Annotated in this window: 27 protein-coding genes; 11 read left to right on the plus strand and 16 right to left on the minus strand. The window is 62.5% G+C overall.

The annotated features are described in order from the left end of the window. Positions 1-56 precede the first annotated feature (56 nt). From AC07UR_RS27920 to AC07UR_RS27930, 3 genes are all read left to right on the plus strand, one after another. Entirely contained in the window at positions 57-521 is a 465-nt protein-coding gene (locus tag AC07UR_RS27920) for a cyclic nucleotide-binding domain-containing protein (RefSeq protein ID WP_077501973.1), read from the plus strand. Between the two features lie 99 nt (positions 522-620). Beyond that, on the plus strand, positions 621-1382 hold the full coding sequence (locus AC07UR_RS27925) for an FkbM family methyltransferase (protein ID WP_209790042.1): 762 nt from the start codon (positions 621-623) through the stop codon (positions 1380-1382). A gap of 188 nt (positions 1383-1570) precedes the next feature. Beyond that, entirely contained in the window at positions 1571-1990 is a 420-nt protein-coding gene (locus AC07UR_RS27930; protein ID WP_176355845.1) for a CBS domain-containing protein, read from the plus strand. 110 nt (positions 1991-2100) lie between these two features. Here the strand turns inward: AC07UR_RS27930 and AC07UR_RS27935 are convergent, their stop codons facing one another. The 7 genes from AC07UR_RS27935 to AC07UR_RS27965 all read right to left on the minus strand — a co-directional run bounded on the left by AC07UR_RS27935 (position 2101) and on the right by AC07UR_RS27965 (position 9213). Beyond that, the gene (locus AC07UR_RS27935; protein ID WP_209790041.1) at positions 2101-2805 is read right to left on the minus strand and encodes an OmpW/AlkL family protein; all 705 of its coding nucleotides are present in this window, start codon (positions 2803-2805) and stop codon (positions 2101-2103) included. Between the two features lie 191 nt (positions 2806-2996). Next, positions 2997-3743, minus strand: a complete 747-nt coding sequence (locus AC07UR_RS27940) for an ABC transporter ATP-binding protein (protein WP_209790278.1) — start codon at positions 3741-3743, stop codon at positions 2997-2999. Next, positions 3737-4549, minus strand: coding sequence for an ATP-binding cassette domain-containing protein (locus AC07UR_RS27945; RefSeq protein ID WP_209790040.1), 813 nt, complete (start codon positions 4547-4549; stop codon positions 3737-3739). Before AC07UR_RS27945 ends, AC07UR_RS27940 begins: the two co-directional genes overlap by 7 nt. Beyond that, entirely contained in the window at positions 4546-5397 is an 852-nt protein-coding gene (locus tag AC07UR_RS27950) for an ABC transporter permease (protein WP_209790039.1), read from the minus strand. The genes AC07UR_RS27945 and AC07UR_RS27950 overlap by 4 nt, the downstream gene beginning before the upstream one ends. Further along, entirely contained in the window at positions 5394-6347 is a 954-nt protein-coding gene (locus AC07UR_RS27955; RefSeq protein ID WP_327795844.1) for an ABC transporter permease, read from the minus strand. Before AC07UR_RS27955 ends, AC07UR_RS27950 begins: the two co-directional genes overlap by 4 nt. A 433-nt stretch (positions 6348-6780) precedes the next feature. Continuing rightward, a complete protein-coding gene (locus AC07UR_RS27960; RefSeq protein WP_209790276.1) occupies positions 6781-8238 on the minus strand; it encodes an ABC transporter substrate-binding protein in 1458 nt (485 codons plus the stop codon). Between the two features lie 294 nt (positions 8239-8532). Next, positions 8533-9213 (minus strand): YoaK family protein, encoded by a 681-nt coding sequence (locus tag AC07UR_RS27965; protein ID WP_209790038.1) that lies wholly within the window; start codon positions 9211-9213, stop codon positions 8533-8535. Positions 9214-9446: 233 nt separating this feature from the next. On the opposite strand from AC07UR_RS27965, the gene AC07UR_RS27970 reads away from it, so the two are divergent. From AC07UR_RS27970 to AC07UR_RS28000, 7 genes are all read left to right on the plus strand, one after another. After that, positions 9447-10547 (plus strand): LacI family DNA-binding transcriptional regulator, encoded by a 1101-nt coding sequence (locus tag AC07UR_RS27970; protein ID WP_209790037.1) that lies wholly within the window; start codon positions 9447-9449, stop codon positions 10545-10547. Further along, positions 10544-11566 carry an ABC transporter substrate-binding protein gene (locus AC07UR_RS27975; protein WP_209790036.1) on the plus strand — a complete coding sequence of 341 codons (1023 nt, stop codon included), beginning with the start codon at positions 10544-10546 and terminating at the stop codon, positions 11564-11566. The genes AC07UR_RS27970 and AC07UR_RS27975 overlap by 4 nt, the downstream gene beginning before the upstream one ends. 106 nt (positions 11567-11672) lie before the next feature. Beyond that, positions 11673-12500 carry an ABC transporter permease gene (locus AC07UR_RS27980; protein ID WP_209790035.1) on the plus strand — a complete coding sequence of 276 codons (828 nt, stop codon included), beginning with the start codon at positions 11673-11675 and terminating at the stop codon, positions 12498-12500. Then, on the plus strand, positions 12497-13276 hold the full coding sequence (locus AC07UR_RS27985) for an ABC transporter permease (protein WP_209790034.1): 780 nt from the start codon (positions 12497-12499) through the stop codon (positions 13274-13276). The genes AC07UR_RS27980 and AC07UR_RS27985 overlap by 4 nt, the downstream gene beginning before the upstream one ends. Continuing rightward, positions 13269-14297: an ABC transporter ATP-binding protein gene (locus AC07UR_RS27990; protein WP_209790033.1), complete on the plus strand. Its 1029-nt coding sequence runs from the start codon at positions 13269-13271 to the stop codon at positions 14295-14297. Before AC07UR_RS27985 ends, AC07UR_RS27990 begins: the two co-directional genes overlap by 8 nt. Before the next feature lie 6 nt (positions 14298-14303). Then, on the plus strand, positions 14304-15227 hold the full coding sequence (locus tag AC07UR_RS27995; RefSeq protein WP_209790032.1) for a nucleoside hydrolase: 924 nt from the start codon (positions 14304-14306) through the stop codon (positions 15225-15227). A gap of 17 nt (positions 15228-15244) precedes the next feature. Next, positions 15245-17005, plus strand: a complete 1761-nt coding sequence (locus AC07UR_RS28000) for an adenine deaminase (protein ID WP_234941801.1) — start codon at positions 15245-15247, stop codon at positions 17003-17005. A gap of 255 nt (positions 17006-17260) precedes the next feature. Here the strand turns inward: AC07UR_RS28000 and AC07UR_RS28005 are convergent, their stop codons facing one another. Next, a complete protein-coding gene (locus AC07UR_RS28005) occupies positions 17261-18442 on the minus strand; it encodes a M20 aminoacylase family protein (RefSeq protein ID WP_209790030.1) in 1182 nt (393 codons plus the stop codon). 193 nt (positions 18443-18635) lie between these two features. Here AC07UR_RS28005 and AC07UR_RS28010 point away from each other — a divergent pair, with 193 nt between their 5' ends. Then, positions 18636-19316, plus strand: coding sequence for a phosphoribosyltransferase (locus AC07UR_RS28010; protein WP_209790029.1), 681 nt, complete (start codon positions 18636-18638; stop codon positions 19314-19316). A 28-nt stretch (positions 19317-19344) separates the two neighbouring features. Here the strand turns inward: AC07UR_RS28010 and AC07UR_RS28015 are convergent, their stop codons facing one another. The 8 genes from AC07UR_RS28015 to cueR form a co-directional block, all read right to left on the minus strand. Next, positions 19345-19812: a DUF411 domain-containing protein gene (locus AC07UR_RS28015; protein ID WP_209790028.1), complete on the minus strand. Its 468-nt coding sequence runs from the start codon at positions 19810-19812 to the stop codon at positions 19345-19347. Between the two features lie 76 nt (positions 19813-19888). Continuing rightward, on the minus strand, positions 19889-20161 hold the full coding sequence (locus tag AC07UR_RS28020; protein WP_173423076.1) for a copper-binding protein: 273 nt from the start codon (positions 20159-20161) through the stop codon (positions 19889-19891). Between the two features lie 26 nt (positions 20162-20187). Further along, positions 20188-20673, minus strand: coding sequence for a cupredoxin domain-containing protein (locus AC07UR_RS28025; RefSeq protein WP_209790027.1), 486 nt, complete (start codon positions 20671-20673; stop codon positions 20188-20190). 38 nt (positions 20674-20711) lie between these two features. Then, complete coding sequence (locus AC07UR_RS28030; protein WP_209790026.1) at positions 20712-22061, minus strand: multicopper oxidase family protein; 1350 nt, start codon at positions 22059-22061, stop codon at positions 20712-20714. 14 nt (positions 22062-22075) lie between these two features. Further along, positions 22076-23500 carry a TolC family protein gene (locus AC07UR_RS28035; RefSeq protein ID WP_209790025.1) on the minus strand — a complete coding sequence of 475 codons (1425 nt, stop codon included), beginning with the start codon at positions 23498-23500 and terminating at the stop codon, positions 22076-22078. Next, positions 23497-23727, minus strand: a complete 231-nt coding sequence (locus AC07UR_RS28040) for a hypothetical protein (RefSeq protein ID WP_173423072.1) — start codon at positions 23725-23727, stop codon at positions 23497-23499. The genes AC07UR_RS28035 and AC07UR_RS28040 overlap by 4 nt, the downstream gene beginning before the upstream one ends. A gap of 98 nt (positions 23728-23825) precedes the next feature. Then, positions 23826-24230, minus strand: coding sequence for a hypothetical protein (locus AC07UR_RS28045; RefSeq protein ID WP_209790024.1), 405 nt, complete (start codon positions 24228-24230; stop codon positions 23826-23828). 86 nt (positions 24231-24316) lie between these two features. Beyond that, positions 24317-24787, minus strand: a complete 471-nt coding sequence (gene cueR / locus AC07UR_RS28050; protein ID WP_209790023.1) for a Cu(I)-responsive transcriptional regulator — start codon at positions 24785-24787, stop codon at positions 24317-24319. Positions 24788-24870 lie beyond the last annotated feature (83 nt).

Below are 24870 nucleotides of genomic sequence, written 5' to 3' on the forward strand. Positions count from 1 at the left end.
GCGGCGAAGCGGGACACGGGTTGCCCTCGACCGGATACTGGGAGAAACGGATTGTGATGTTGCTCAAGGATGAAGTGGAAATGCTGCGCCGGATAACCCTGTTTTCGGGATTGCCGCCTGCAAAATTGAAGCTTCTTGCCTTTACCTCCGATCGGGTCATGTATAGCGCCGGGGAGGCCCTTTTCTACCAGGGTGATATCGGTGACGCCGCCTATGTCATCCTCTCCGGCAAGGCCGACGTGCTGGTGACGACCGCAGGCGGGCCGCTGAAGCTGGCGGAGGTCGAGCAGAACTCGATCGTCGGCGAAATCGCCATTCTCTGTAATACCCCGCGTACGGCAACCGTGCGCACCACGACCCCGCTCGAGGCCCTGCGCATCCGCAAGGACGACTTCCTGAAGCTCCTGGCCGACTTCCCGGAAATGGCGGTGGAGATCATGCGCGTGCTGGCCGACCGCTTGAGCCAGACGACCGCTGAACTGACCGAAGCGCGCAGCCGCAACGAGCGCATGGAAGCGTGAAACCATCTCGGCGGCACCTGCCTTTGACATGTCCTGGCCGCATGGAAGATCTTCGCAAAAACGATTCCGCTTCGCCGGGATATGGGCTAGAGAAGCGCCATGCGTGCGATCACCTACTTCAGTAAGACAGTCCATTTCCCCGACAAGCCTGAGAAGAAGCGTTTCTTTACGCGCCTTCAAAGCGGCGAGTGGGAGCCTTGCACGTTCCAGAACATCGAACGCCTCGTCGACGGCAACACGACCTTTGTCGATATCGGCGGCTGGATCGGCGTGACGCCCTATTGGGCGGCTCAGATCGCCGACAATGTCATTACTGTTGAGCCCGATCCCGTCTGCTTCGGCATACTGAAGGAAATGGAGCCGCAGAATGAGGGCGATGTCACATTGATCAATGCCGCGCTCTCCGAGGACGAGGTGCTGGTGCTGAACTCGGTCGGCGGCGGTTTTGGCAGTTCGGAAACCTCGGCGTTGATCGCGGACGAGACCGGGCAGGCCATCAAGGCGAAAACGATCAAAATCGCCGAATTGCAGTCGATGGCGCGAACCGACAAGCTGTGTTTCAAGATCGATATCGAGGGTTATGAGTACAGGTCGCTGGCTCAGTTCGGGGATATCGATCGGGCGCGGACAGCGGGCGTCCTGCTTGCCGTGCACCCGCAGATCCTGTTCGCCACGCTGAGTGGCCCCGTCATCGTCAGGGCGTTTCGCACCATCATGGCGACCTTCGGCCTGGTCCGTAGCTTCAACGGGTTCCGCCTCGACAATCCCTCGGCGATATGGACTGCCCTCAAGAAGTCCGCCGCCCGGCGTGAATTCCGCGGTTTCGATCTTCTCTTCGTTGCCAAGGGCGACGGCCGGTAACCTCGCTCTTCCCAGATCAAAGCTTCTCGCTCTTCTTGCGCACGGCAGCCGACACTGGCCGTGCGGCCGGACGACCGACTTCCTGCTGGAGTAGGAATAGCCACGTTCGCTGACCATGCCGGCTGCGCGGATCAATGATTGGCCACGATCTTCGTCTATCGTCACTCCTCAAACCGTAGGAGGAAGCGATGAGAACTTGGGAAGCCATGCACCCCGGCGCGCGCTGGATAGCCCCTGAAACGGATTTGCGCACCGTGGCAAGGATCATGCGTGATGAGGATATCGGCGCCCTGCCGGTCGGCGAAAACGATCGCCTCATCGGCATGGTCACGGACAGGGACATTGCGGTTCGGGCCTGGGCGAATGGGCACGACGCCGCGTCGCTGACCGCGCGCGACGTTATGACGAAGGACATCGTCTATTGCCGCACGAGCGAGAGTATCGAAGAGGCTGTCCGTCTTATGGAGGCAAAGAAGGTACGGCGCCTGCCGGTCATCGATGACGAAAAGCGCATGGTCGGCATGTTGTCGCTCGGCGATATCTCGCACGCGACCAGCCGCGAACTGACGACCGGATTGGTTAAGGCTGTAACCGCACATCACGCATGACATGCGACTGACGACCTGGATGCGCCTTCGCCGCTGAACGGTGACGAAGGCGCACAGTCGTTCGGCTGCATCGGTCTTGATGTAGCCCTGCTTCGTACTGGCGATGAACGTCAGAAGCGGTAGCTGATGCCCGTTCCGATCAGCCAGGGATCGAGCTTCACCTTGCCCGTCACAGCACCGGCGCCCGGCAGGGTCGCGCTGACGTCCGTCTCCAGGAACAGTTTCTTCACGTCGAAATTGATCCCCCAGTGATCATCTAGCTTGATGTCGACGCCGGCCTGCAGGGCGACGCCGAAGGTGTTCTTGAGGTTGAAGCTGGAGAAGTCGCCCTTGGCCTTTTCGTTGTAGAAGATGGTGTAGTTCACGCCGACGCCGACATAGGGCTTGATCGTGTCGGTCAGATTGACGTGGTACTGCAGCGTCAGCGTCGGCGGCAACAACCAAGCCTTGCCGATCTCGCCCAGGCCGGCGATCGAGCCGCTGCCCCGGGCCGTGTGCGGGGTCGTGCCAAGGATCAGTTCCGCCGCAATATTGTCGGTGAAGAAGTAGGTAATATCGAGCTCGGGCACGACCGAATTGCTGACGCCGACCTTTTCGCCGTCGAGCGACGTGCCGTTCAACTGCAGCGAGGCCCTGTCCTCCGGCAGGACGGCAAGGGCGCGAGCGCGGATCATCCATGGGCTCTGCTCGCTGATGGCCGGCAATTCAGGGGCAGGTTCGCTCGGTGCAGTCAGGTCCGCGGCGGGCGCCGCAGTGACCGAGACCGCCAGCAGAAGAAGTGCGGCGGCGGTTGGCAGGATGGAGCGAGTAGACATGATTCCGGACCCCCAGAAGAGTTTCAAATTTGCCATTTAGGGCAGGCGGCTGCAGGGAATCTGCGGCCGCGGGCACTATGGGCAACTCCGCTCAAGGAGGGGTTGTTCTAGATCAAGGTATTCTGTTTGTTGACGATATGGTCGTTGCCGGCAGATTCGTGACCTGACGAAAGCCTATCGAGGCGAAAGGCTCATGCGGGCATCCGCGGGATGCTGGATAGCAGCCGCTGCGTATAGGGATGCTGCGGTGCGGCCAGGATATCGCGCGTCTTACCGCTCTCGACCACCTGTCCCTTTTCGAGGATGACCATCTCCTCGCAAAGTGCTGCGACGACACCGAGGTCGTGCGACACAAACACCAGCGTCAGCGTTGCGGAAAGGGTCTTGAACAGATCGACGATGCGGATGCGGGTCGACAGATCAAGCGCGCTGACTGCTTCGTCTGCAAGAATGATCTGCGGGCGTGCGACGATGGCGCGTGCAATTGCGATGCGCTGGCGCTGGCCGCCGGAAAATTCGTGCGGATAGCGCTGCATGGCGTCGAGCGGCAGGCCAACGGCCTCCAGCGCCTGCGCCACCGCGTCCTTGTGCGGTCCGGGGATGCGCAGCGATTGCAGCGGCTCGGCGATGATGTTGAGCACCTTCTGGCGCGGATCAAGGGAGGAGTAAGGATCCTGGAAGACCGGTTGCACCGCGCGCCGGTAGCGACGCATGAATGCACCATCGGCAGGATCGAGCGCATCATCACCGAAGCGAATGGTGCCGCTGGTGGGCCGTTCGAGACCGAGCAGCAGTCGCAGCAGTGTTGTCTTGCCGGAACCGGACTCGCCAACCAGGCCGACGCTGGCGCCGGCACGCACGCTGAACGACACATCGGTCAAAACCTTGCGGTGACGGGAGTAGCCGAAGTTCACATTCCGCAGGTCGAGCATCAGGATCCCGTCCGTCCAAGGGCCTCGTCGAACACACGTGCGGCGTCGACGAGCGTCTGTGTATAATCATGAGACGGATTGCCGAACACGTCGGCAACGGCGCCCTCTTCAACCGCGATCCCGTCGCGAAGCACCATCACCCGTTCCACCACTTCGGCCACGACTGGCAGGTCATGGCTGATGAAGAGAAGCGCCATTCCGGTTTCGCGAACCAGCCCATCGAGCAGATTGAGGATTTCGGCCTGCGTGGTCACGTCGAGCGCCGTTGTCGGTTCATCGGCGATCAGAAGTTTTGGACGGCAGGCGAGCGCCATGGCAATTGCCACACGCTGGCGCTGTCCGCCCGACACCTCGTGGGGATAGGCATTGGCAATGCGCTCCGGCTGCGGCAGCGCGACCTTGTCGAGCAGATCCAGCACTTCGCGTTCGACTGCTATCCGCGTGGCACGTCTGTGTTCGCGCGTGAGCCTTCGGCGGACGGGTTCGGCAATCTGCTTGCCGATCTTCATCAGGGGGTCGAGCGCTGTCAGCGGCTCCTGGAAGACGACTGCGGTTGCAACCCCACGAAGCCGGTTCAGATGCTTGTCATCCGTGCCGACCACCTCCTGGCCATCAAGCATGATCGAGCCAGTGACGGAGATGTTCGCTGGCAAAAGCCCGGTAATGGCCATCGCGGTCATCGACTTGCCCGAGCCGGATTCGCCGATCAATCCCATGCGCTCGCCGGAGCCGATGGAGAAGGACACGTCCGAAACCAGTGTCTTGCCACCGGTACTTACGGTCAGGCCCTGAACAGAAAGCAAGGCGCTCATCGTGATCTCCCGCGTGTCGGGTCGCCGACATCCCGTAGGCCATCGGCAAGAAGGTTCATGCCGATGACCAGTGCGACAAGGGCAATGCCCGGCGCGATTGCGCCGACGGGGGCGGTATAGACTGTGCCTTGAGCTTCCTGCAGCAGCCTGCCCCAGGAGGCGTTGGGTGGTGGTGCGCCAAGGCCGAGATAGGAAAGCGACGCTTCCGCGATCACTGCCAGGCCGAATTGCAGAGCGAAGTTGACCGAGAGTGTCGGCCAGATGTTGGGCAGCACATGGCGCACGACGACGCCCGGCCAGGAGGTGCCAGAGGTCCGCGACGCGATGATGTAGTCCTGACGCAGCACGCGCTTTGCGAGGATGCGGGTCAAACGAGCGACGATCGCCGAAATCGCCAGGCCGAGCGCCAGGATCGCCGACCATAGGCTGGCACTGTCGCTCGCGGCGACAACCAGCATCGCCAGCAGCAGCGTCGGGAATGCAATCAGGATATCGAGCGTGGCGGCCATGACGTCGTCAAGCAGGCGCGTGGCGAAAGCAGCGAGAATGCCGAGCGTCACGCCGATCGAGGCGCCGATCGCAACCGCACCGGTGCCGACGATCAAGGCCGTTCTGGCGCCGATCATGATTTGCGTCAGGTAGTCACGGCCGAGCCGGTCCGTGCCGACCCAATGGAGCAACGACGGCGCTTCGAGACGACCGCCGGAGGCATTGAGCGGATCGTAGGGCGTCCAGAACAGGGTGAGGATCGCGACCGCGACATTGAGGCCGACGAGGGCAAGCCCGATGGAAAGTGCCAGCGAATGTCTGCGGGCGGGGCGATCCGCTGAAAGGTCCAATGCGGTCATGTTGCAGCTCCCGTCGCCCGTTCGCGCAGGCGGGGATCGATGACGCGCTGGAGCAGGTCAGCGGCGAAGCCGATCAGCAGCACCAGCAGGGTCGAGATGAACAACACGCCCTGGACGTTCGGGTAGTCACGCTGCTCGATTGCAAGCAGCAACATCGAGCCGAGGCCGGGCAGGGCGAACACCCGCTCGACCACGACGGCGCCGAGCAGGGTTGTCGCAAGTTCGATGCCAAGGATCGAGACGATCGGCACGGCGCCGTTGCGAATGCCATGCCGGATCAAGGCTTGCGAGAAGCTGGCTCCGAGCGCGCGGGCGGTTCGCAGATAGTCGCTGCCCAAAACGTCCTGCGTGGCAGATCGAATGTAGCGGATGAGGGAGGCTGCCATGACGAGGCCTATCGTCAAAACCGGCAGCGCGAGCGCGTAGAGAACCTGGCCCTCGTTCTGCCAACCGCGCCGGGGGTAGCCGCCGGAGGGAAAGAGCCGGAGATTGACGGCAAAGACGGTCACCAGCAGGATGCCGACCCAGAAGACCGGTATGGCTATGCCAAGCTGAGACACGGTCGAAATGGCCGCACCATACCAGCGATTGGCTTTGACGGCCGAGAGGATGCCAAGTGGAACGGCGATGGCGATCGCGAGCGCGAAACCGAGCAGCGCCAGCGGCACCGTCACGGTCAGGCGCGTGGCAATTTCCTCGACAACGGGCTTGCCGCTGACGAAGGACGTTCCCAGATCGAAGCGGGCGAGGCTGCCGACGAAGCGCAGGAATTGCTCCCAGAGCGGCAGGTTGGAACCGACCTGTTCGCGCGCCGCCTCGATTTGTTGCTGATCGGCACCGACGGAAAGCAGGGCGTTCGCAGGGTCGCCCGGCAGCAGACGCAGCAACACAAACAGCACCACCGCAGCAATCAGCAGCGACAGGATCAAGATGGCGAATCGGCGCAGGATATAGGCGAGAATGGCAGGATTCCTTTCGTCCGACAGGCGTGACGCCCGAGGCCGGCAGTGCTGGCTTTTGCACAAAAACAACCGTGACGCTACTGCATTGTCCCCGAAATGAGCATCGATTTCCGCGGAAATGACCCGGCGGGTTTCAAACGCTGCACTGCACTTCGGGCATCCGAGCCGGCGCGGGGAGCAGTCGCAAATGCGGGCGAAAATGATCTGACCTTGCGTTGCTGTTGTCGGCGCAATGAAGCGGACTGACGTGCAACGCAAAGGAGCCCCAAATCGCTTGGGGCTCCTTCATCAGCGCGTCGTTACAACGGATAGTTCAGAGCGCTTCCGACTTAAGCGGAAGCGCTCTGTCTTTTGTTTTTACGCATCTCCTGACGGAAAACCGCTTCGCACTTTTCCTGGAAATGCTCTGGAAAACGAGGGATCAGTTCCCGCTTTTCTTGATGTTGTAGGCGAAGAACTGCGAGTTCAGGCCGTTGACGGGATAGCCGGTAACGGCCGAGCTCGAGACCACGATCTGCGGATAGAGGTAGAGCCAGTTGCTGGCTGCGTCCTCGGCAATGATGCGGTTCGCCTCGGTCAGCTTTGCCGTCTGTTCGTCGGTGTTTGCGGCGGCTTCGGATTCCTTGATCAGGTCGACAACCTTCGGATTGTTGTATCCCCAGTAGAAGTCGGGGTTGCCGTAGAAGACGATGTCGCGATGGTTGACATGCTCCTGCAGCGTCGCCTGGAAGTCATGCGCCTTGTAGACCTTGGTGTACCACTCATTGGCGGTGATGACGTTGATCTCGACCTTGATGCCGACCTTCGCCAGTTCGCTCTGCAGGAACTGGGCAACGATCGGATGCGGGTCGTAATTCGGCGTGTCGAGCTTGAACGAGAAGCCATCGGCAAAGCCGGCTTCCTTCAAGAGCGCCTTGGCGCTTTCGACGTCATAGGTGTCGACGGCAGTGAGGTCGACATACCAGGGATCGGTCGGCGGCACGAAAGAACCGATCAACGTGCCGTATTCGCCCCAGATCGACTCCAGCAGCTTCTTGTCGTCGATCGCGCGGGCGATGGCCTTGCGAACCTTGACGTTGTTGAAGGGTTCGACCCGGTCGTTGAACGCCAGCAGTTCCTTGGTGGTCGACTGGCCGGCGGTTACGGTGAAATCGGGGTTGTCCTTGAACTGCGCGATTGAATCCGGGCTCTGGACGCTGGTGATGACATCGACTGCGCCAGTCAGCAGCGCATTGTTGAGCGCGGTCGCATCGGTGAAGTACTGGAAGACGACTTCGCCATTGGTGGGCGCCGTGCCCCAGTACTTGTCGTTGCGCGTCAGCGCCAGCGAGGAGCCGCGGCGCCATTCGTCCAGGCGGTAGGGGCCTGTGCCGTCTTCGCTGGCGTTCAGATCCTTGGCCGCGTCGTTGACGATCCAGACGTAGCTGAGATTGTAGGGAAGCGAGATCGAGCGGGCGGAAAGCTTGACCACGACAGTCTGGTCGTCGGGCGTCTGGATCTCGCTGATCGTCGCCAGGCTCTTCTTGCGCGAGCTCTTGGAGTCCGGCGCGACAACGCGCTCGATGCTGTGCTTCACATCCTTGGCCGTCAGCGGGTCGCCGGAATGGAAGGTTACGTTCGGCCGGAGCTTGAAGGTGTAGGTCAGGCCGTCTTCGCTGATCGTCTGTTCAGCCGCGAGACCGGGCGCGACGTCGCCCGCGTCGGTCAGCGTGAACAGCGCTTCGTAGACATTGCCGTTGAAGGCTTCGTTGATGCCCTGGCCGGCGCCTGCAGTGTTGTCCAGATTCTGCGGCTCATAGAGTGAACCGACGACGATGGAGGCATCCGGGTTGAAGCCTGCGTCCAGCGCGAGCGCTGCCGTGCTCGTCGACAGAACCATGGCCAAGGCTGCAGAGGCAAGGATCGAGCGCCCGCCTTTCCGGCCATTCCCTGAAAGTCCACCCAAATCGATCGTGTTGCCAGTCATTTCCCTAACTCCTGCATAAATGCTCATCACGCGCTATCGCGCTTGCCATCCGAATGTACACATCGGGCGGTTGCGGTGCATCATACAAATTCCCTAGTAATTTAGTGGGAATTTTGGTTCGTTTTGTCGCGCAAAGTTGAAATTTGCACCTGCGGCTGGCGCCGGCAGGCGAAGGGTGTTCCTCCCATGGAGGATGCATCGACGGGATTATCGTTGCGCGTATCGCTTCGACCAGCGCACCGGAATCGTCAGGACCAGAATGCACAGCAGCCCGGCCAGGATTGCGGGCGCCCAAAGCGAGAGTTGCCCGAATCGATTTTCCAATACGGCGCCGACGATGGCCCCGCCAAGCATACCGATCCAGGGGACGATCTGGATCGTCCATTGTATGTTGCCCGTCCCCATGATCCATCGGCCCAGACCACGGCCGAAACGGGAGAGGGCGCCGGTCACATAGGTCAAGCCGATAGGCAGTCCCTCGATGTGCTCGACGGAGGCGTTCACGACGCCCATGGCAAGGACAATGAGATAGAAGCGCAGCACGTTCGGCAGGTGGTCGCCACCGGCTGCGGCCACGGCGAGGATGACGGTAACGCTGCACAGAACACCGACGGCGCGAAGCCGGCTTGCGACGATCGTTCCCATGGCATTGCCGACGACGAAGACCGCGAGCGAGCCGAGAAGGATGAGCGACCGCAGGATGTTGCCGTCGGCGACGGCTGTCGCGGCACGCGTGGTGTTGCCGCTCATGAAGGAGACGAAGTCGCCCACTGTCAAAAGGCCGATCGCATCAGTCATTCCGGCCAGAAAGGAAATGAGCGCGACCACGAGAAGCGCTGTGCCGGTTCGCTGGCGCTTGATGATCCGACGCCGTCGCTGAAAGGTCATGATGCTGCCCCGCCGTTTTCCTCAGACTTAATCGGCTGCCCGCGCGAATGGAAGGGGTCGGGGCCCAGCGAAAATGAGGGCGAGTGGCGTCGCTGCGCCGCACCGCCTGTCCACAGGCCGAGTGCCACAAGAAGCACAAATTATTCGACAGCCGGCAAAAGGATTCGACAGTGAAGAGATTCTGATATATCGCATGATTAATCGTTTAATCACCGATAGCGGAAACCACGGCCTTGGCGCGTTCCGGACCAAAACTGACGAGGATTGCCAGAACACTGGGCGTCTCCGCGGCGACGGTCTCCAACGCGCTTTCCGGTAAGGGCCGCGTCTCCGCCGAACTCGCCGAGAAGATCCGCGCAACTGCCGCAGAGCTCGGTTATGTGCCAAGCCTTGCGGGCAGGGCGCTTCGCACCGGCCGCACCGCCGTCCTCGGTCTCGTCCTTCCCGATATCGCCAATCCGCTCTTCCCACAGATCGCACAGGCGATCGAGCTTGCCGCGTCTTCGGCCGGTTATGGTGTTCTGATCGCCGACTCCCGCGGCGACGTCGCCACCCAGACCAAGGCCATCGAACGGCTGATCGACCGCGACGTCGACGGCATGGTGATCGTGCCCCGGCGCGGCACGCGCATCGCCGATGTCGGCTGTCCCGTCGCTGTCATCGATACCCCATCGACGCCGGGCAACACGGTTGCCGCCGATCATTGGGGCGGTGGCCGGCAGATCGCCGAGCATCTGAAGGCGCTCGGGCACCGGCGCGTTCTTGTCATCGGCAACAATCCGGCTTCCAACGTGCAGAACGACCGTATCGGCGGCATTCGCTCGGCCTTTGGTGAGGCCGCCTTCGTCGAAATCCTCTGGATTGAACCGCTGGAGCGCGAAGCGGGCAAGGGCTGTCCGCTCGGTCTTGCCGAGAAGGTGGCCGAAGGTTTCACCGCGTTTGCCTGCGTCTCCGATCTTCATGCACTGAGGGCGCTGACCGAATTGCAGCGTGCCGGCATCAACGTGCCGGAAAAGGCAAGCGTTACCGGCTTCGACGATCTCATCTGGTCGCCCGTGGTAACCCCGGCGCTGACGACGGCGCGCATGGACATGACGCGGATCGCTGCGATCGCCGTCGAAGCGCTGGTGAAGGCGATCGGCGAGCGTGATCCGGCCGACGCCGGCATCGGTGCGCCGGTGACCGCCGAAAACGCCGAAGTGCCTATGCAGTTGGTCGTGCGGCAATCGAGCGCCGCGCCGCTGGCTACACAGTTTCAGCCTCAGACGATTGCCAACGCCGGAACCACGGCCCCAGCCAGAACCACCGCCCCAGAAGGAGAACACCAGTCATGAAGAAGATCCTGCTCGCTTCCAGCGCGCTTTTGCTCATCGGCGCCAATGCCGCTTCCGCCCAGGAAAAGACGCTGACCATTTCCGTCTATGGTTTCGCCCAGGACGCCTTCAAGGAGCTGGTCTACACCCCCTTCGAAGCCAAGTGTGGCTGCAAGCTGGTGGTCGAGACCGGCAACAGCGTCGAGCGCTTGGCAAAGATGGAAGCCAACAAGGCAAGCCCTGTCGTCGACATGGCTGTCGTCTCCATGGCGGACGCGCTCTCGGCCTCGCGTGCCGGCCTGATCGAGAAAATCGACAACAGCAAACTCACAAACTTCAACAAGCTCTATGACATCGCCAAGGACCCGAACGGCGACGGCATGAGCGTCGGCTACACCTTCTACGCCACCTCGATCGTCTATCGTTCCGACAAGATGGAAGTGAACTCCTGGGCAGACCTGCTCGACGAGAAGAACGCCAGCCACGTCGCCTTCCCGAACGTCACCACCAACCAGGGCCCGCCGGCGCTCTACATGGTCGGTGAGGCGATCGGCAAGAACACGCCGGACCTGAAGGAAGCGATCGCTGCCGTCGGCGCGAAGAAGGACGAGATCGTCACCTTCTACGTCAAGTCTTCGCAGCTCGTGCAGCTGATGCAGCAGGAAGAAATCTGGGCCGCTCCGATCGGCCGCTTCTCCTGGGAAGGCTTCACCAAGCTTGGTCTGCCGATCAAGTGGGCAACCCCCAAGGAAGGCCAGACCGGCGGCATGAACGTGATGGTCCTGACCAAGGGCGGCAAGAACCAGGACCTGGCGCTGGAATTCATGGACTTCTGGCTCTCGACGGAAATCCAGACGGCGCTTGCCGAAAAGCTGGTCGACAGCCCCTCCAACAAGGAGGTGAAGGTCGCGCCGGAGATCGCCGAAAACCTCACCTATGGCGAAGAAACCGTGAAGAACCTCAAGCTCATTCCGTCTGACGTCGCCCTCGACAACCGCGAAGCCTGGCTTTCCGAGTGGAACGCCCAGGTCGGCCAGTAACACACCTAGAGAAGCCCCCATCCACAAGGGTGGGGGCGGTTCTGCGGGACGTGCGGCCAACTGAGCCGCGCCCGCAAAAATGAACGTGACGAAAGGAAGACGAGGGATGTTTCAGAACCGCGCCGAGGCATTGGCGCTCGCATTGCCGGCTGCGGTGTTTGCGGCGATCGTCTTTCTGGCGCCCGTCGTCATTCTGCTCGCCGAAGGTTTTCGCAGTGCGGACAGCTGGTCGCTGTCCGCCTATGTCGACTTCTTCACCGACCCGCTGAACCGTACCGTCTTCCTGCGCACGTTCCGGCTCGGGCTGATGGTCACAGTCGTCTCCGCCGTGATCGGCTATGCCGCAGCTTTTGCGATCGTCAATCTTTCGCCGCGCAGCAAGGGGCAGATGATCGGCCTCGTCGTGCTGCCGCTGATGATTTCGTCGGTCGCGCGAACCTATGCCTGGATCGTCATTCTCGGCCGCACCGGCATCGTCAACCAGGCGCTGCAGTTGATTGGCCTTTCGGACGAACCGATCCGCTTTCTCTTCACCGAGACGGCGGTGTTCATCGGTCTGTTGCAGTTGTTCCTGCCGCTGATGATCCTGTCGCTGATCAGCGCGCTCGAGAACATGCCGAAGGATGCCATTCCCGCGGCACGCGTGCTCGGCGCCAACTGGTTCCAGGTGTTCTGGAAGGTCATCCTTCCTTTGACCAAGGAAGGCCTCGTCATCGGCGGAACGCTGGTCTTCACCGGTTCGCTGACGGCCTATATCACGCCTGCAATCCTCGGCGGCTCCAAGGTGCTGATGCTCGAGACGCTGCTTTACCAGCGCGTCACCGTTGCTAATGATTTCGTCTCGGCAAGTGTCATTGCCTTCATCCTGATCGTCATGAGCTTTGCTGCCAATCTCCTTCTGAAACGGCTCGCCACCGCGAGGAACAAACGATGACCCCTCGCATCTTTTCTCCGCTCGTCCTGTTTCTGGTCGTCGCCTTCCTGATCGGGCCGTTCTTCATCATTGTCGCGGCATCGCTGTCGGGTGGCGAGACCCTGGCCTTTCCACCGCAGGGCTTTTCGCTGAAGTGGGTCGCCAAGGTCTTCACGGTCGAAAGCTTCCGCGAGAGCTTCGCCGTGTCGATGCTCCTCGCCATCGGCGGCACCGCCATGGCTCTGGTGCTCGGCATTCCCGCGTCCTACGCGCTGTCGCGCTACAAGCTGCCCTTCGGCGAGACCATCCGCACGATCGTGTCGCTGCCGATCATCGTACCGGGCATCATCGTCGGCCTGGCGCTGCTGCGCTACATCGTCGTGCCCTTCGGTTTCAACATCACGCTGGCGCTGTTCCTCGCGCATACGGCGCTGGTGCTGCCCTATGCCGTGCGCGTCGTCTCGGCCAGCCTCAACAACCTGCGCTCCGATATCGAGGAGGCGGCAGTGCTGCTTGGCTCCTCGCGCGCAGGCGCCTTCTTCCGGGTGGTGATGCCGAATATCCGCAGCGGCATTCTTGCCGCCTTCATCCTCGGCTTCGTCACGAGCTTCAACCAGGTGCCGGTCTCGCTGTTCCTGTCCGGGCCGGGCGTGCGCACGCTGCCGATCGACATGCTCTCCTACATGGAGATCACCTATGACCCGTCGGTCGCGGCCTTGTCTGCGCTGCTCGCCTTCATGTCCATCGGCATCGTCTTCCTTGCCGAACGCTTCCTAGGATTTTCCCGCTATGTCTGACGCTTCCTTCCTCAGCCTCGAAAAACTGACGCTTGCCTATGGCGATACCGTTGCGGTGAAGGACCTCGACCTGTCGATCCGCAAGGGCGAACTGATGGCCTTCCTCGGTCCGTCCGGCTGCGGCAAGACGACGACGATGCGCTCGATCGCCGGGCTGCTGACGCCGGCGTCCGGCCGCATCAGCCTCGACGGCATCGACATCACCCGGGTTTCCGCCAACAAACGGTCGGTCGGCCTGGTCTTCCAGTCCTATGCGCTGTTTCCGCATCTCTCGGTGTTCGAAAACGTCGCCTTCGGCCTGCGCCTGAAGAAGCTGCCGGCAAGCGATATCGAGGCGCGCGTCACCGCCGGCCTCAAATCCGTTGGCCTGTCCAAGTTCGCTTCGCGTAAGCCAGCCGAGCTTTCGGGCGGCCAGCAACAGCGCGTCGCCCTTGCCCGCTCGATGGTGATGGAGCCGAAGGTCCTGCTGCTCGACGAGCCGCTGTCGAACCTCGACGCCCGTCTTCGTCTGGAGATGCGCACCGAGCTGCAGCGCGTGCAGAAGGAAACCGGCGTGACGATGATCTTCGTCACCCACGATCAGGGCGAGGCGCTGTCGCTTGCTGACCGGATCGTGGTGATGCTGAACGGCGCGATCGAGCAGATCGGCACGCCGGAAGACATCTACAATCGGCCGGTTTCCCGCTTCGTTGCCGATTTCGTCGGCTTCGAGAACATCTTTGCCGTCGAAGGCGGCAAGCTCAAGGCCGCAAACGGCCCCATCGCCCTTTCCGAATCCCTGCCGCCTGACACGGCAGGGCTTGCGTGGCGTCCGCGCATGGTGACCCTTGGTTCAGGTCCTTTCCAAGGCACTGTGCGCGGAGCCTCTTTCTCCGGAAGCACCCGCGAATATCTGCTCGATACGCCGCTCGGCGCCATCAAGGCCGAGGAGGATGCGGGCCTCGCCGCGCATCAGCCGGGCACCGAGCTCACCTTCGACCTCCCGGTTGCCAAGGCGGCGCGGCTCGAGCGGTTCGGATAACCGGCAATGGGCATCTGGATCGATACCGACATGGGGTTCGACGACATCGCTGCGGTGCTCGTCGTTCTCCACGCCAATGAGGTGATTGACGGCATCTCGCTCGTCTTCGGCAATACGCCGATGGAGCAGGTGCGACGCAACGCCGCCAGTGCGGCTATGGCCTTCGGCTGGACGTTTCCCATCCACGAGGGCCGCGCCTTGCCCGTGCTCGGCAAACTCGAAACCGCGGAACGGATTCTGGGCGAGAGCGGCATGCCGACAGCCGGCCTGTCGTTGCCGACGGCCGAGCCGCTTCCCGCGAGCGATGCCTTTGACGCGCTTTGCCACTGGCTGGAAGAGGACAACGGACCCCGCCGTATCCTGGCGCTCGGTCCGCTCACCAACCTTGCCGCATTGTGCCTCGCCCGCCCGGATCTGGCCGCGAAGATCACCGATCTGACCTGGATGGGCGGTGGCGTCACCAGTGGCAACCACACGGCCTCGGCCGAATTCAACGCCTTCGCCGACCCGGAAGCACTGGCGATCGTGCTGGCGCACGACCTGCCGCTGCGCATGGTCGACCTCGACCTCTGCCGAAAGGTCTTCGCCTATCCCGATGATATCGCTCCCATTCGTGCAGCCGGTGGCGTCAACGCTGCGCTGATCGCCGACCTCTTGTCCGGCTACGTCTCGATCGGCACCAGCCGCGGGCGTCCGGGGATGGCGATCTACGATCCCTGCGCCGCCATCGCCTTCGTCAATCCGGGCGCGATTTCCTTCCGCAAGGCGCGGATCGATGCGGAGTTAGCAGGCACTCTCACCCGCGGACGCACGGTGGTCGAGATCCGCGAAAGTCACGCTGCCTTCAATGCCGAGTACGCGACGGACGTACATGCGGAAGCGGCGCGTGCGCAAATCCTTGGCGCCCTGATGAAGGAAGCCGCCAAGTGACGCGCCCGCAGGAGCCGATGGACCTGATGGATGCGACGTTGCGCGCCCGCGCCGTTGCTGCCGCGCGTGGCGCCGAGGCATTCGATTTGCTGATCATCGGCGGCACCGTGGTCGACATGGTCACCGGCGAACGGCGCGCGGCCGACGTCGGCATTGTCGGCTCGCTGATTGCGAGCGTGCATGCACCGGGGAGCCGCAGCGATGCCGCAGCGGTGGTCGATGCCTCCGGCGCCTTCCTGTCGCCGGGGCTGATCGACACGCACATGCATGTTGAAAGCTCGATGGTGACGCCCGCTGCCTATGCCGATTCCGTGCTGCCGCGCGGCGTCACGACGATCGTCTGGGATCCGCACGAGTTCGGCAATGTCAGCGGCATCGCCGGCGTGCGCTGGGCGGCCGATGCGATCGCGGACCTGCCGCTGCGCTGCGTGTTGCTGGCACCTTCGAGCGTGCCTTCAGCGCCTGGTCTGGAAGTGGCCGGCGCCGATTTCGACGGCGATGCCATCGCCACCATGCTTGCCTGGCCCGAGATCGGCGGCATTGCCGAGATGATGAACATGCGCGGTGTGATCGATGGCGATCCCCGTATGCACGCCATCGTCCAGGCGGGGCTTACAGCGGGAAAGGCGGTCAACGGCCATGCGCGCGGCCTCACCGGAGCCGACCTGCAGGCCTTCGTGACCGCAGGCGTCAGCTCGGATCACGAACTGGTTTCTGCCGACGATCTCAAGTCGAAGCTCCGCGCCGGGCTCACGATCGAGCTGCGCGGCTCGCACGATCACCTGCTGCCGGAATTCGTCGAGGCGCTGAACACGCTCGGCCACTTGCCGCAGACCGTGACGCTGTGCACTGACGATGTCTTTCCCGACGACCTCGATCGCTCCGGCGGTCTGGACGACGTGGTGCGTCGACTGGTCCGCTACGGGCTCAAGCCCGAATGGGCGCTGCGCGCCGCCACGTTGAACGCCGCTCAGCGCCTCGGCCGTACCGACCTCGGTCTCGTCGCGCCGGGACGGCGGGCGGATATCGCGATCTTCGACGATCTCCAGGCATTTCGTGCGCGGACGGTCATTGCGGGCGGCAAGCAGGTAGCCGTGAACGGCCGGATGATCGATGCCGCGCCGAAGGTAGACGTCCAGGCGCTCGTCGATACGATGAAGATCGAGCCGTTGCGCGAGGCCGATTTCGCCATTGCTTCGACGGGTTCGAAGGTGCGTATCGCTACCATCGACCGGCCGCGTTTTACTCAGTGGGGTGAGGTCATGGCCGACGTCCAGAACGGCTTCGTCGTTCCGCCGCAAGGCGCGACGCTGATTGCCGTTGCCCATCGCCACGGCCGCGGCGACAGCAGGCCGCGTGTCGGGTTGCTCACCGGCTGGGGAGAATGGCGAGGCGCCTTTGCAACGACTGTCTCCCACGACAGCCACAACCTGACGGTCTTCGGCGGCAACGCCCACGACATGATGGTGGCTGCCAATGCCGTCATTGCCGCCGGCGGCGGCATGGCCGTGGCATCTGCCGGCAAGGTCGATGCGATCCTGCCGCTGCCGCTGTGCGGCCTGGTTTCCGATGCGCCGCTGGCCGAAGTATCGGCCGGCTTTGCGCGCCTGCGCGACGCTGTCGGGCGGATCGTCGATTGGCAGCCGCCCTATCTCGTCTTCAAGGCCTGTTTCGGAGCGACGCTTGCCTGCAACGCCGGCCCGCACCAGACCGATCGCGGCATAGCCGATGTACTGACGGGAAAGCTTCTCGAAAGCCCGGTTCTCGAAGTTCTTTGAGGCATCAAGCGGGGCGACGTTTGTCGCCCTGCCACGCACACAATTGATCACGGCAATTTATCCGTTCGCCGCATTGGCGAAATCCCGTGTGCCCAGTCCAACAGTCCGACAGTCTTTGTCAGTGCCGGCGGCCAAAACCTCTCGGCGGTGCGGCAGGCCGGCAGCCACCGTTTCTGGCATAGCCTTTTCCCGGGGCGCAATCCGCTCAGAGCAATCACGCGTGCGGATACGCGCTGAGCGGGTTGCGTTCGAAGTTTAGAGATCCGCCGAAGCGCTCAATTCCTGTTCCACCAATGTCGTCCAGAAGGTGACACCGGGACCGATCGCGTCGTCGTTGAAATCATAGGCGGTGTTGTGGTGAAGCGCGCCGTCGACGGCTGGGCCGTTGCCAAGCCAGACGTAGCAGCCGGGGGCTTCCAGGCCGAAGAAGGCAAAATCGTCGCCGGCGGTTGATGGCGGAAACTGTGTCCGCGTCTTTTCTCCGAAGACGGCGCGGGCTGCCGACAGCGCCCGTTCGCTCGCATCTGCATCGTTGACGACCGGCGGGATACGACGCTCGAATGCGTAGTCGACCTTGATGCCATACATCTCGGCAGTGCCGCGGGCCAGACGACCGATCTCCTCCTCGAGCTGATCGCGGACATGCGGGGTATAGGCGCGGGCCGTGCCACCGATCTCGACCGTATCGGGAATGACGTTTAGCGCCTTCGGGTCGCCGGCGCGCACCGAGCAGGCGCTGACGACAGCCGGCTGCAGCGGATCGACGACGCGACCGACAATCGATTGCAGCGAGGCGAGGAAGGTGCCGGCCGCTGTCACCGGGTCGCGGCCCAGATGCGGTTTGGCGCCATGGGTACCGACACCGCGGAAGGTCAGCCGCCAGCTGTCGGACGAGGCGAGCTGCGGTCCTGCCACGACGGCCATTTCGTCCGGGTCGAGACCGGGCATGTTGTGAAGGCCGTAAACGGCATCACAGGGAAAGAGCTGGAAGAGTCCGTCTTCGACCATGCGCCTGGCACCGCCACGACCTTCTTCGGCAGGCTGGAAGATGAAGTGCACCGTGCCGGAAAAACTGCGCGTCTTGGCGAGATGGCGGGCGGCCCCCAGTAGCATGGCCGTGTGGCCGTCATGGCCGCAGGCATGCATCTTGCCGGCTTCCTTGGATTTGTAGGGCCGGTCGGCCAGCTCCGGCATGGCCAGTGCATCCATATCGGCGCGCAGGCCAATCGAGCGCGTGCCGTTGCCGATCTGCAGCGTGCCGACGACGCCGGTTTTTCCGAGCCCACGGTGGACTTTAAGTCCTGCCTCTTCAAGTATTTTGGCCACCAGATCGCTGGTGCGGACTTCCTCGAAGCCAAGTTCGGGATGGGCGTGCAGATCACGGCGGAATTCGGTGAGGAAGGGCAGGTCGTTGGTGATCCCATCTGGCACGCGCATTGTCAGGCAGTTCCTTGCATGTCTGTCGGCGAAGGGCCGTCGAATTCCCCAGATTTGCGTCGGCCGGGGCGCCCTTTCGGTTTGATCGAAGTGGTAAACGGTATAGACGAAAACCGCCGGAACCAGAACAGTGCGCCGGCGTTTTCATCGCCTTTCGTTCGAAGCCTTTGTGGCGCAGAAGAGGACCGTATCGATGCAGCCGCATGAATTCTGGCAGGAAGTGTTTCCGCCGAAAAGTTTCGAGACTGGAAGCGGTTATCGGGATTTCTTCCCGGCAACGCTTGATGACGGTCGCCAGATCCAGTTGCCGATCCGGCAACTCTCCGATGGCAGGCACGCGCTGGCTTCGCTGATCGTCAACCAGGCGAGTTTTGCCGTCGAGGAGACGCTGGCAACGGAACTTGCCCTAAGGCTGGCGCCGTTCAATCCGGATGTGATAGCCGGCCTGCCGACGCTGGGGCTGACGCTCGCGGCTGCCGTCGCCCGCAAGCTCGGCCATGCCCGCTACGTGCCGCTCGGCACGTCGCGCAAATTCTGGTACGTCGACGATCTCTCCGTGCCGCTGTCGTCGATCACCACGCCCGACCAGAAGAAGCGGCTCTATGTTGATCCGCGCATGCTGCCGCTACTGGAGGGTAAGCGCGTCGTGCTCGTCGACGACGTCATCTCCAGCGGCACGTCGATCGTGGCGGGTTTGACGCTAATGCAGGCCTGTGGCGTCGAGCCGGTCGCGATCGGCGCCGCCATGCTGCAGACCGAGCGGTGGCGACAGCCCCTGGCCGACCTCGCGCCGCATTGGCCGGACCGCGTCGTCGGTGTGTTCCGCACGCCGTTGCTGACCAAAGAGGAAGACGGCGCCTGGCGCGCCGCCTGACGGTTCAATCTGCCCAGTCAAGCCGGCGCTATTGCGCCGGTCGCACCTTGTAATAGACGGTCGCGGCTGCGCCCGAGGTCTTGGCGATAGTGTAGACGTCATAGGACGCCTTGGGGTCGTCGCCCATGCCGAGCGAGCCTGCCGGCATGCCCGGCACGGCAATGCCTGCCACATCCGGCTTCTCGGTCACCAGCTTCTGCACGGCCTCCAGCGGCACATGCCCTTCGACGACATAACCGTCGATGACGGCAGTGTGGCAGCCCTCCATGTCGGCCGGAACGCCAAACCGGGTCTTGATCGGCGTCATGTCGGCTTCGTCGCGGATGTCGACCTTGAAGCCGGCCGCTTCCATCGCTTCGGCCCATTGTTCGCAGCAGCCGCATTGCGGATCCTTGTAGACCGTCATCGGTCCGGCTGCGATCGCCATGCCTGATATCAGCATCGACATGCTCATGATCGTACCGGCGATGAAATGTCTGCGTTTGAGGTTCAACATCGAACGCTCCTTTCCTGTCTGTTCTGCCTGGTCGCCCAAGGCCCGGAATTCCTTATACCGGGCCTTGGGCGTCTCATTACTTGATCTCGGTCACTGTCAGCTTGCCATCGACGCGGTCGGCGACGAATTCGATTGCGGCCCCTTCCTTGAGCTTTGCCAGGATGGCCTCATCCTTGACACGAAACACCATGGTCATGGCCGGCATGTCGAGGTTCTTCAGGTCCTCGTGGGCGATCGTCACCTTCTTGGCGGAGGCATCCAGTTTCTTGACCGTTCCCTTGGTGAACTCGGCTGCCTGGGCAGACGCGGCGAGCGCGAGGACTGCAAACAATGTGATAAGCGTTTTCATAGTATCATCCTTTCAACTGGTTACAGTCACTTCTTCACGACTTCGAGCGGCCCGTGCATGCCGGCGTCATAGTGGCCGGGCACCAGGCAGGCGAATTCGAAGGTGCCGGTGTTGGTGAAGGTCCAGACGATCTCGCCGGATTTGCCAGGCTCAAGCCGAATGGCATTCGCATCGGCGTGTTCCATGTCCGGGAACTTCTCCATCGCCACCTTGTGCTCCTGGATCTGCGCCTTGTCGTCGAGGACGAATTCATGTTCGAGTTCGCCGACATTCTTGATCGCGAAACGCACGGTCTGCCCCTGGCGGACCTTGATGGTTGCCGGTGTGAAGATCATCTTGCCGTCGTCAGTTTCCTTCATCGTCACGCGCACGGTCTGGGTCGCCTTCTTGGCGTCGCCGGGCTCTCCGATCGACATGGCGTCATGTCCGCCGGCGTGCGAACCGCTGGCCAGCATCGGCGAGGCGAGCGAGGAAGCGGCGATGAACGCCAGTGCGAAAAGTGTCGTCTTCATCTTGGTTTCCTTGTTTGCATTGGAAGAGGTCATTGCGATCAGCCCTTTTTCGCGGGAGGTGCGGTGATCACCGTCTTGGCGTCGGTTGCGCGGGTGGCTTCCGGCAGCGCGCCGGTCCATTCCCAGGCCTGTGTTCCCGGCGGGTTTTCGTACCAGCCGGGGTCGCTGTAATCCCCGGCGGAGATGCCTTCGCGCACCTTCACCACCGAGAACATGCCGCCCATCTCCAACGCGCCGTGCGGACCCCAGCCGGTCATCATTGGGATCGTGTTGTCGGGAAGCGGCATTTCCATTTCGCCCATGTCGGCCATGCCAGCCGTCCCCATGGGCATATAGTCGGGCTTGATCTTGCGGATCTTGGCCGCGACCTCAGTCTTGTCGGCGCCGATGAAGGTCGGCACATCGTGGCCCATCGCATTCATCGTATGGTGCGACTTGTGGCAATGAATTGCCCAGTCGCCTTCATACTTGGCGTCGAACTCGTAGGCGCGCATGGCGCCGACCGGAATGTCGATCGAGACCTCCGGCCAGCGGGCCTCGGGTCGAACCCAGCCGCCATCGGTGCAGGTCACCTCGAAATCGTAACCATGCATATGGATGGGATGGTTGGTCATCGTCAGGTTGCCGACGCGCACCCGCACCCGGTCGTTCTTGGCAACGACCAGTGGATCGATGTCCGGGAAGATGCGGCTGTTCCAGCACCACATGTTGAAGTCCGTCATCTCCATGATGCGCGGGACATAGGTGCCGGGGTCGATGTCATAGGCGTTGAGCAGGAAGACGAAGTCGCGGTCGACCCGCATGAAGGCCGGGTCCTTCGGATGGATGACGAAGAAGCCCATCATGCCCATGGCCATCTGCACCATCTCGTCGGCGTGCGGGTGGTACATGAAGGTCCCAGACTTCACGAGATCGAACTCGTAGACGAACGTCTTTCCTGCCGGGATATGCGGTTGCGACAGGCCACCGACGCCATCCATGCCCGATGGCAGGATCATGCCGTGCCAATGGATCGTCGTGTGCTCCGGCAGCTTGTTGGTGACGAAGATGCGCACCCGGTCACCCTCGACCGCCTCAATGGTCGGGCCGGGGGACTGGCCGTTGTAGCCCCAGAGATAGGCGGTCATGCCTTCGGCCATCTCGCGTTCCACCGGTTCGGCGACGAGGTGGAATTCCTTGACACCATTGTTCATCCGGTGCGGCAAGGTCCAGCTGTTGAGCGTGACGACCGGATTGTAGTCCGGCCCACTCGTCGGCACGAGCGGCTTCTGCGTGGCGGCATTGTCCATGCCTTCCGCTTCCGGCAATCCGGAGTTCGAGGTCTGTGCCCAGGCTGTGGTGGAAACGAGTGCCGCGCCTGCGCCAAGGATTTGTCGTCTGTTGAACATGGTCATCGTCCCTTTCAATCCGCGCCTGCGTCGGCCGCTGCGCCGCCGCCATGAATGGCCGTCATCAGATCGGCGTCGGCGAGCCAGAAATCGCGTTTGGCATTGATGGTGAGGATCACTGAGTCCACCTTAGACCTGTTGTCGGCGAGCAGTTCGAAGGTGCTGGTGATCATACCGTTGTAGCTGAGAGTGGCTTCCTCCTCGATCTTCGTGCGCAACGGTACGACGGTGTTGCGATAGTGTCGGGCGATGTCGTAGCGCGATCGATAGGCCTGGTAGGCAGACCGCGCTTCAGACCGGATGTTGACCGCCTTCTCGGCAAGTTGGTTTGCTGCGCGCATGTGCGCCAGCTCCGCCTTGCGCAGACTGGCCTTGCCTGTGTCGAAGATCGGGATGGTGAACTCCAGCTCCACCTGGCCTGTTGTCTCGAGCTTTGTGTCGCCGTCTTCGCGCTCGCGTTCGGCTTCCGCACCGGCAACGAGCGTCAGATCGCTGACGAAGCGTGTCGCCTCGGTCAGCCGATAGGACTTTGCCACCGCCTCGAGATCCAGGCGCGCCATCTGCAAATCGACGCGGCGCTTGAGCGCTTCAGCCTCGATGCTGTCCCGGCGGGAAAGCGCCTTCGGCAGGTCGGGCAGCCGGTTGGGTACCTGGTAGTCGGCATTCGCTCCCCAAAGTCCCATCTTCCGAGTGAGGTTTTCCTTCGCAAGGCGGGCGGCGAGACGCGCCTCTGCCACCTGGCCGGCGAGTTCCGCATTGAACACATGCTCGCGGGCCTGGTCGGCCTTGCCCATGGCGCCGGTCTCGCCGAGCTTGGCTGCGAGTTCGGAAGCTGCGTCGGCGGCTGCCTGCGCCCGGTTGAGCTGTGCCACAGTTTCCCACGCCGAGACCGTCTCAACCCAGGCGCGCCGGGTTTCGCCGGCAAGCGCAAGCGTCTGCAGGGCTGAGGCGAGCTGTGCCTGGCGAAAGCGGGCGTCGGCAACAGCGATGGTCTTCTCCCGCGTCATCAGCGCCAGGATATTGGTCGTGATCAGCCCTTCGATGGCGCGGTAAGCTTGAAGCTCCGGCGCTCCGATCCCGGTGGTGCCGATCGAGATCGTCGGGTTGAGCAGCATCGTTGCCTGCCAGGCATCCGCCGACGCTTCGCCGAGATCCGCATAGGCGGCCTGCAGGCCCTTGTTGTTGAGCAGTGCGATCTGGACAGCGGTATCGGCATCCACCGATTTGCGCGCAAGCAGTGCCTTCACCTGCGATTCCGCCTTCGCGGCCTGTTCGCGGTTCTGAATCCAGACGCTTCGCTTTGCAGTTCCGGCACCGACCTTGGCCTCGACGGTCGTGAACCCGGCATCCCCAGCCGAATATTCGGCGTTTGTGGCGCAGCCGGCAAGGACCAACGGCAGACCGATGATCGCTGCAAGCTTGAACTTCCGCATGGTCATGAGGCGTCTCCCTTGACGGGAGATTGCGCATCGTTGAGCGGAACCCAGCGCTTCGGGCCGACCGGCTCACGGTGGACGTAACCGGCGACAGGGCTTCTGTAGGTCTGGTTATTGGTATTCGCGGAGCTTTCCGCGGGATCGGCGAGGCTTGTGACCTCGGCAGGCATCGTGGTTGCGCATCCGCCCAGAAGAATGGGCAGGAGCGCCATGGGAAACAGACGTTTCATGGTACGACCTGAAATGTGAATGACGGATATCGGCGTCCGACCGGCAAAGCCGGGCAGGCCAAGACCTTGACCGCAGATGCGGTCAGCTGTTCACGAAATCAGGTTCTTGGAGGGCGGTGCAGACCGGCACGGTCGCCGGGGCTCAGCTGCGACTGCGGCCCGGCGTTCAATGTGGAGCGTGGCAGGCCGAAGCGGGTTTCGCCGGCATCGGCAAGAACGGCGACGGACGCACAGAACGTCTTGCAGCAGTCCTTCTTGTCGGCCTTGCCGCTGTCGCTGATCGGTTTCGTCTTGTTGCTGTCGGCGCTCGGGCAATGCTCGCTTAGGGTCGCTGTATCGACCGAGGCATCCGGCTGCGTTGCTGCGTGCATTTGCATCGCCGCATGCGAGGCAACGTGGGTCATGCCGGCAGCCGTGGAAAAGGGCAACACGGCCAGCGACAGCATCGTCACCAGCTTGAGCATCGTCAGCAGACGCTGATATGCATGTCGTGCCTTTTCCATCATCAATCCGTAGAAACGCTCTCGATTCCTGTCAATGCTACCGGCGTAGCTCAGGCTCACGAATGCGTGAGCCTTGGCCCAAGTTCTTAGGCCCGTCGGCGGTTGCGGACCGGCTCGAGGCCGGCCGGACCGAAGCGTGCCGGCTCGGGAGCTTTGCACGGTTCGGTCGCCATGGCGGCGAGATCGTCGAGGATCGGGCAATCCGGCCGGCCGTCGCCGTGGCAATTGGCGGCCAGGTGCTTCAGCGTACGGCTCATCGCCTTCAATTCCTCGGCTTTGCGCTCGAGGATTTCGACGTGCTCGAGCGCGATCTTCTTGACCTCGCTGCTGGCGCGCGAGCGGTCGCGCCACAGCGTCAACAGATCGGCCATCTGCTCGACGGTGAAACCGAGATCGCGGGATCGGCGGATGAAGCGCAGGGTGTGGACGTCGTTGTCACCGTAGTTGCGATAGCCGGCCTCGCTGCGGTCGGCCGGCGGAATGAGGCCGATCGTTTCGTAGTAGCGGATCATCTTCGTCGAAACGCCGGAGGCGCGTGCGACTTCGCCGATGTTCATGACTTCACCTTTCGAGCGGTGCGCGGAGCGCTTGTATTCGTATCGAATATAGGAACTCTCCCCGGCAGGCACCATGTGGGCGA

The sequence above is a fragment of the Ensifer sp. GW821-FHT05G01 genome, from assembly GCF_059419585.1.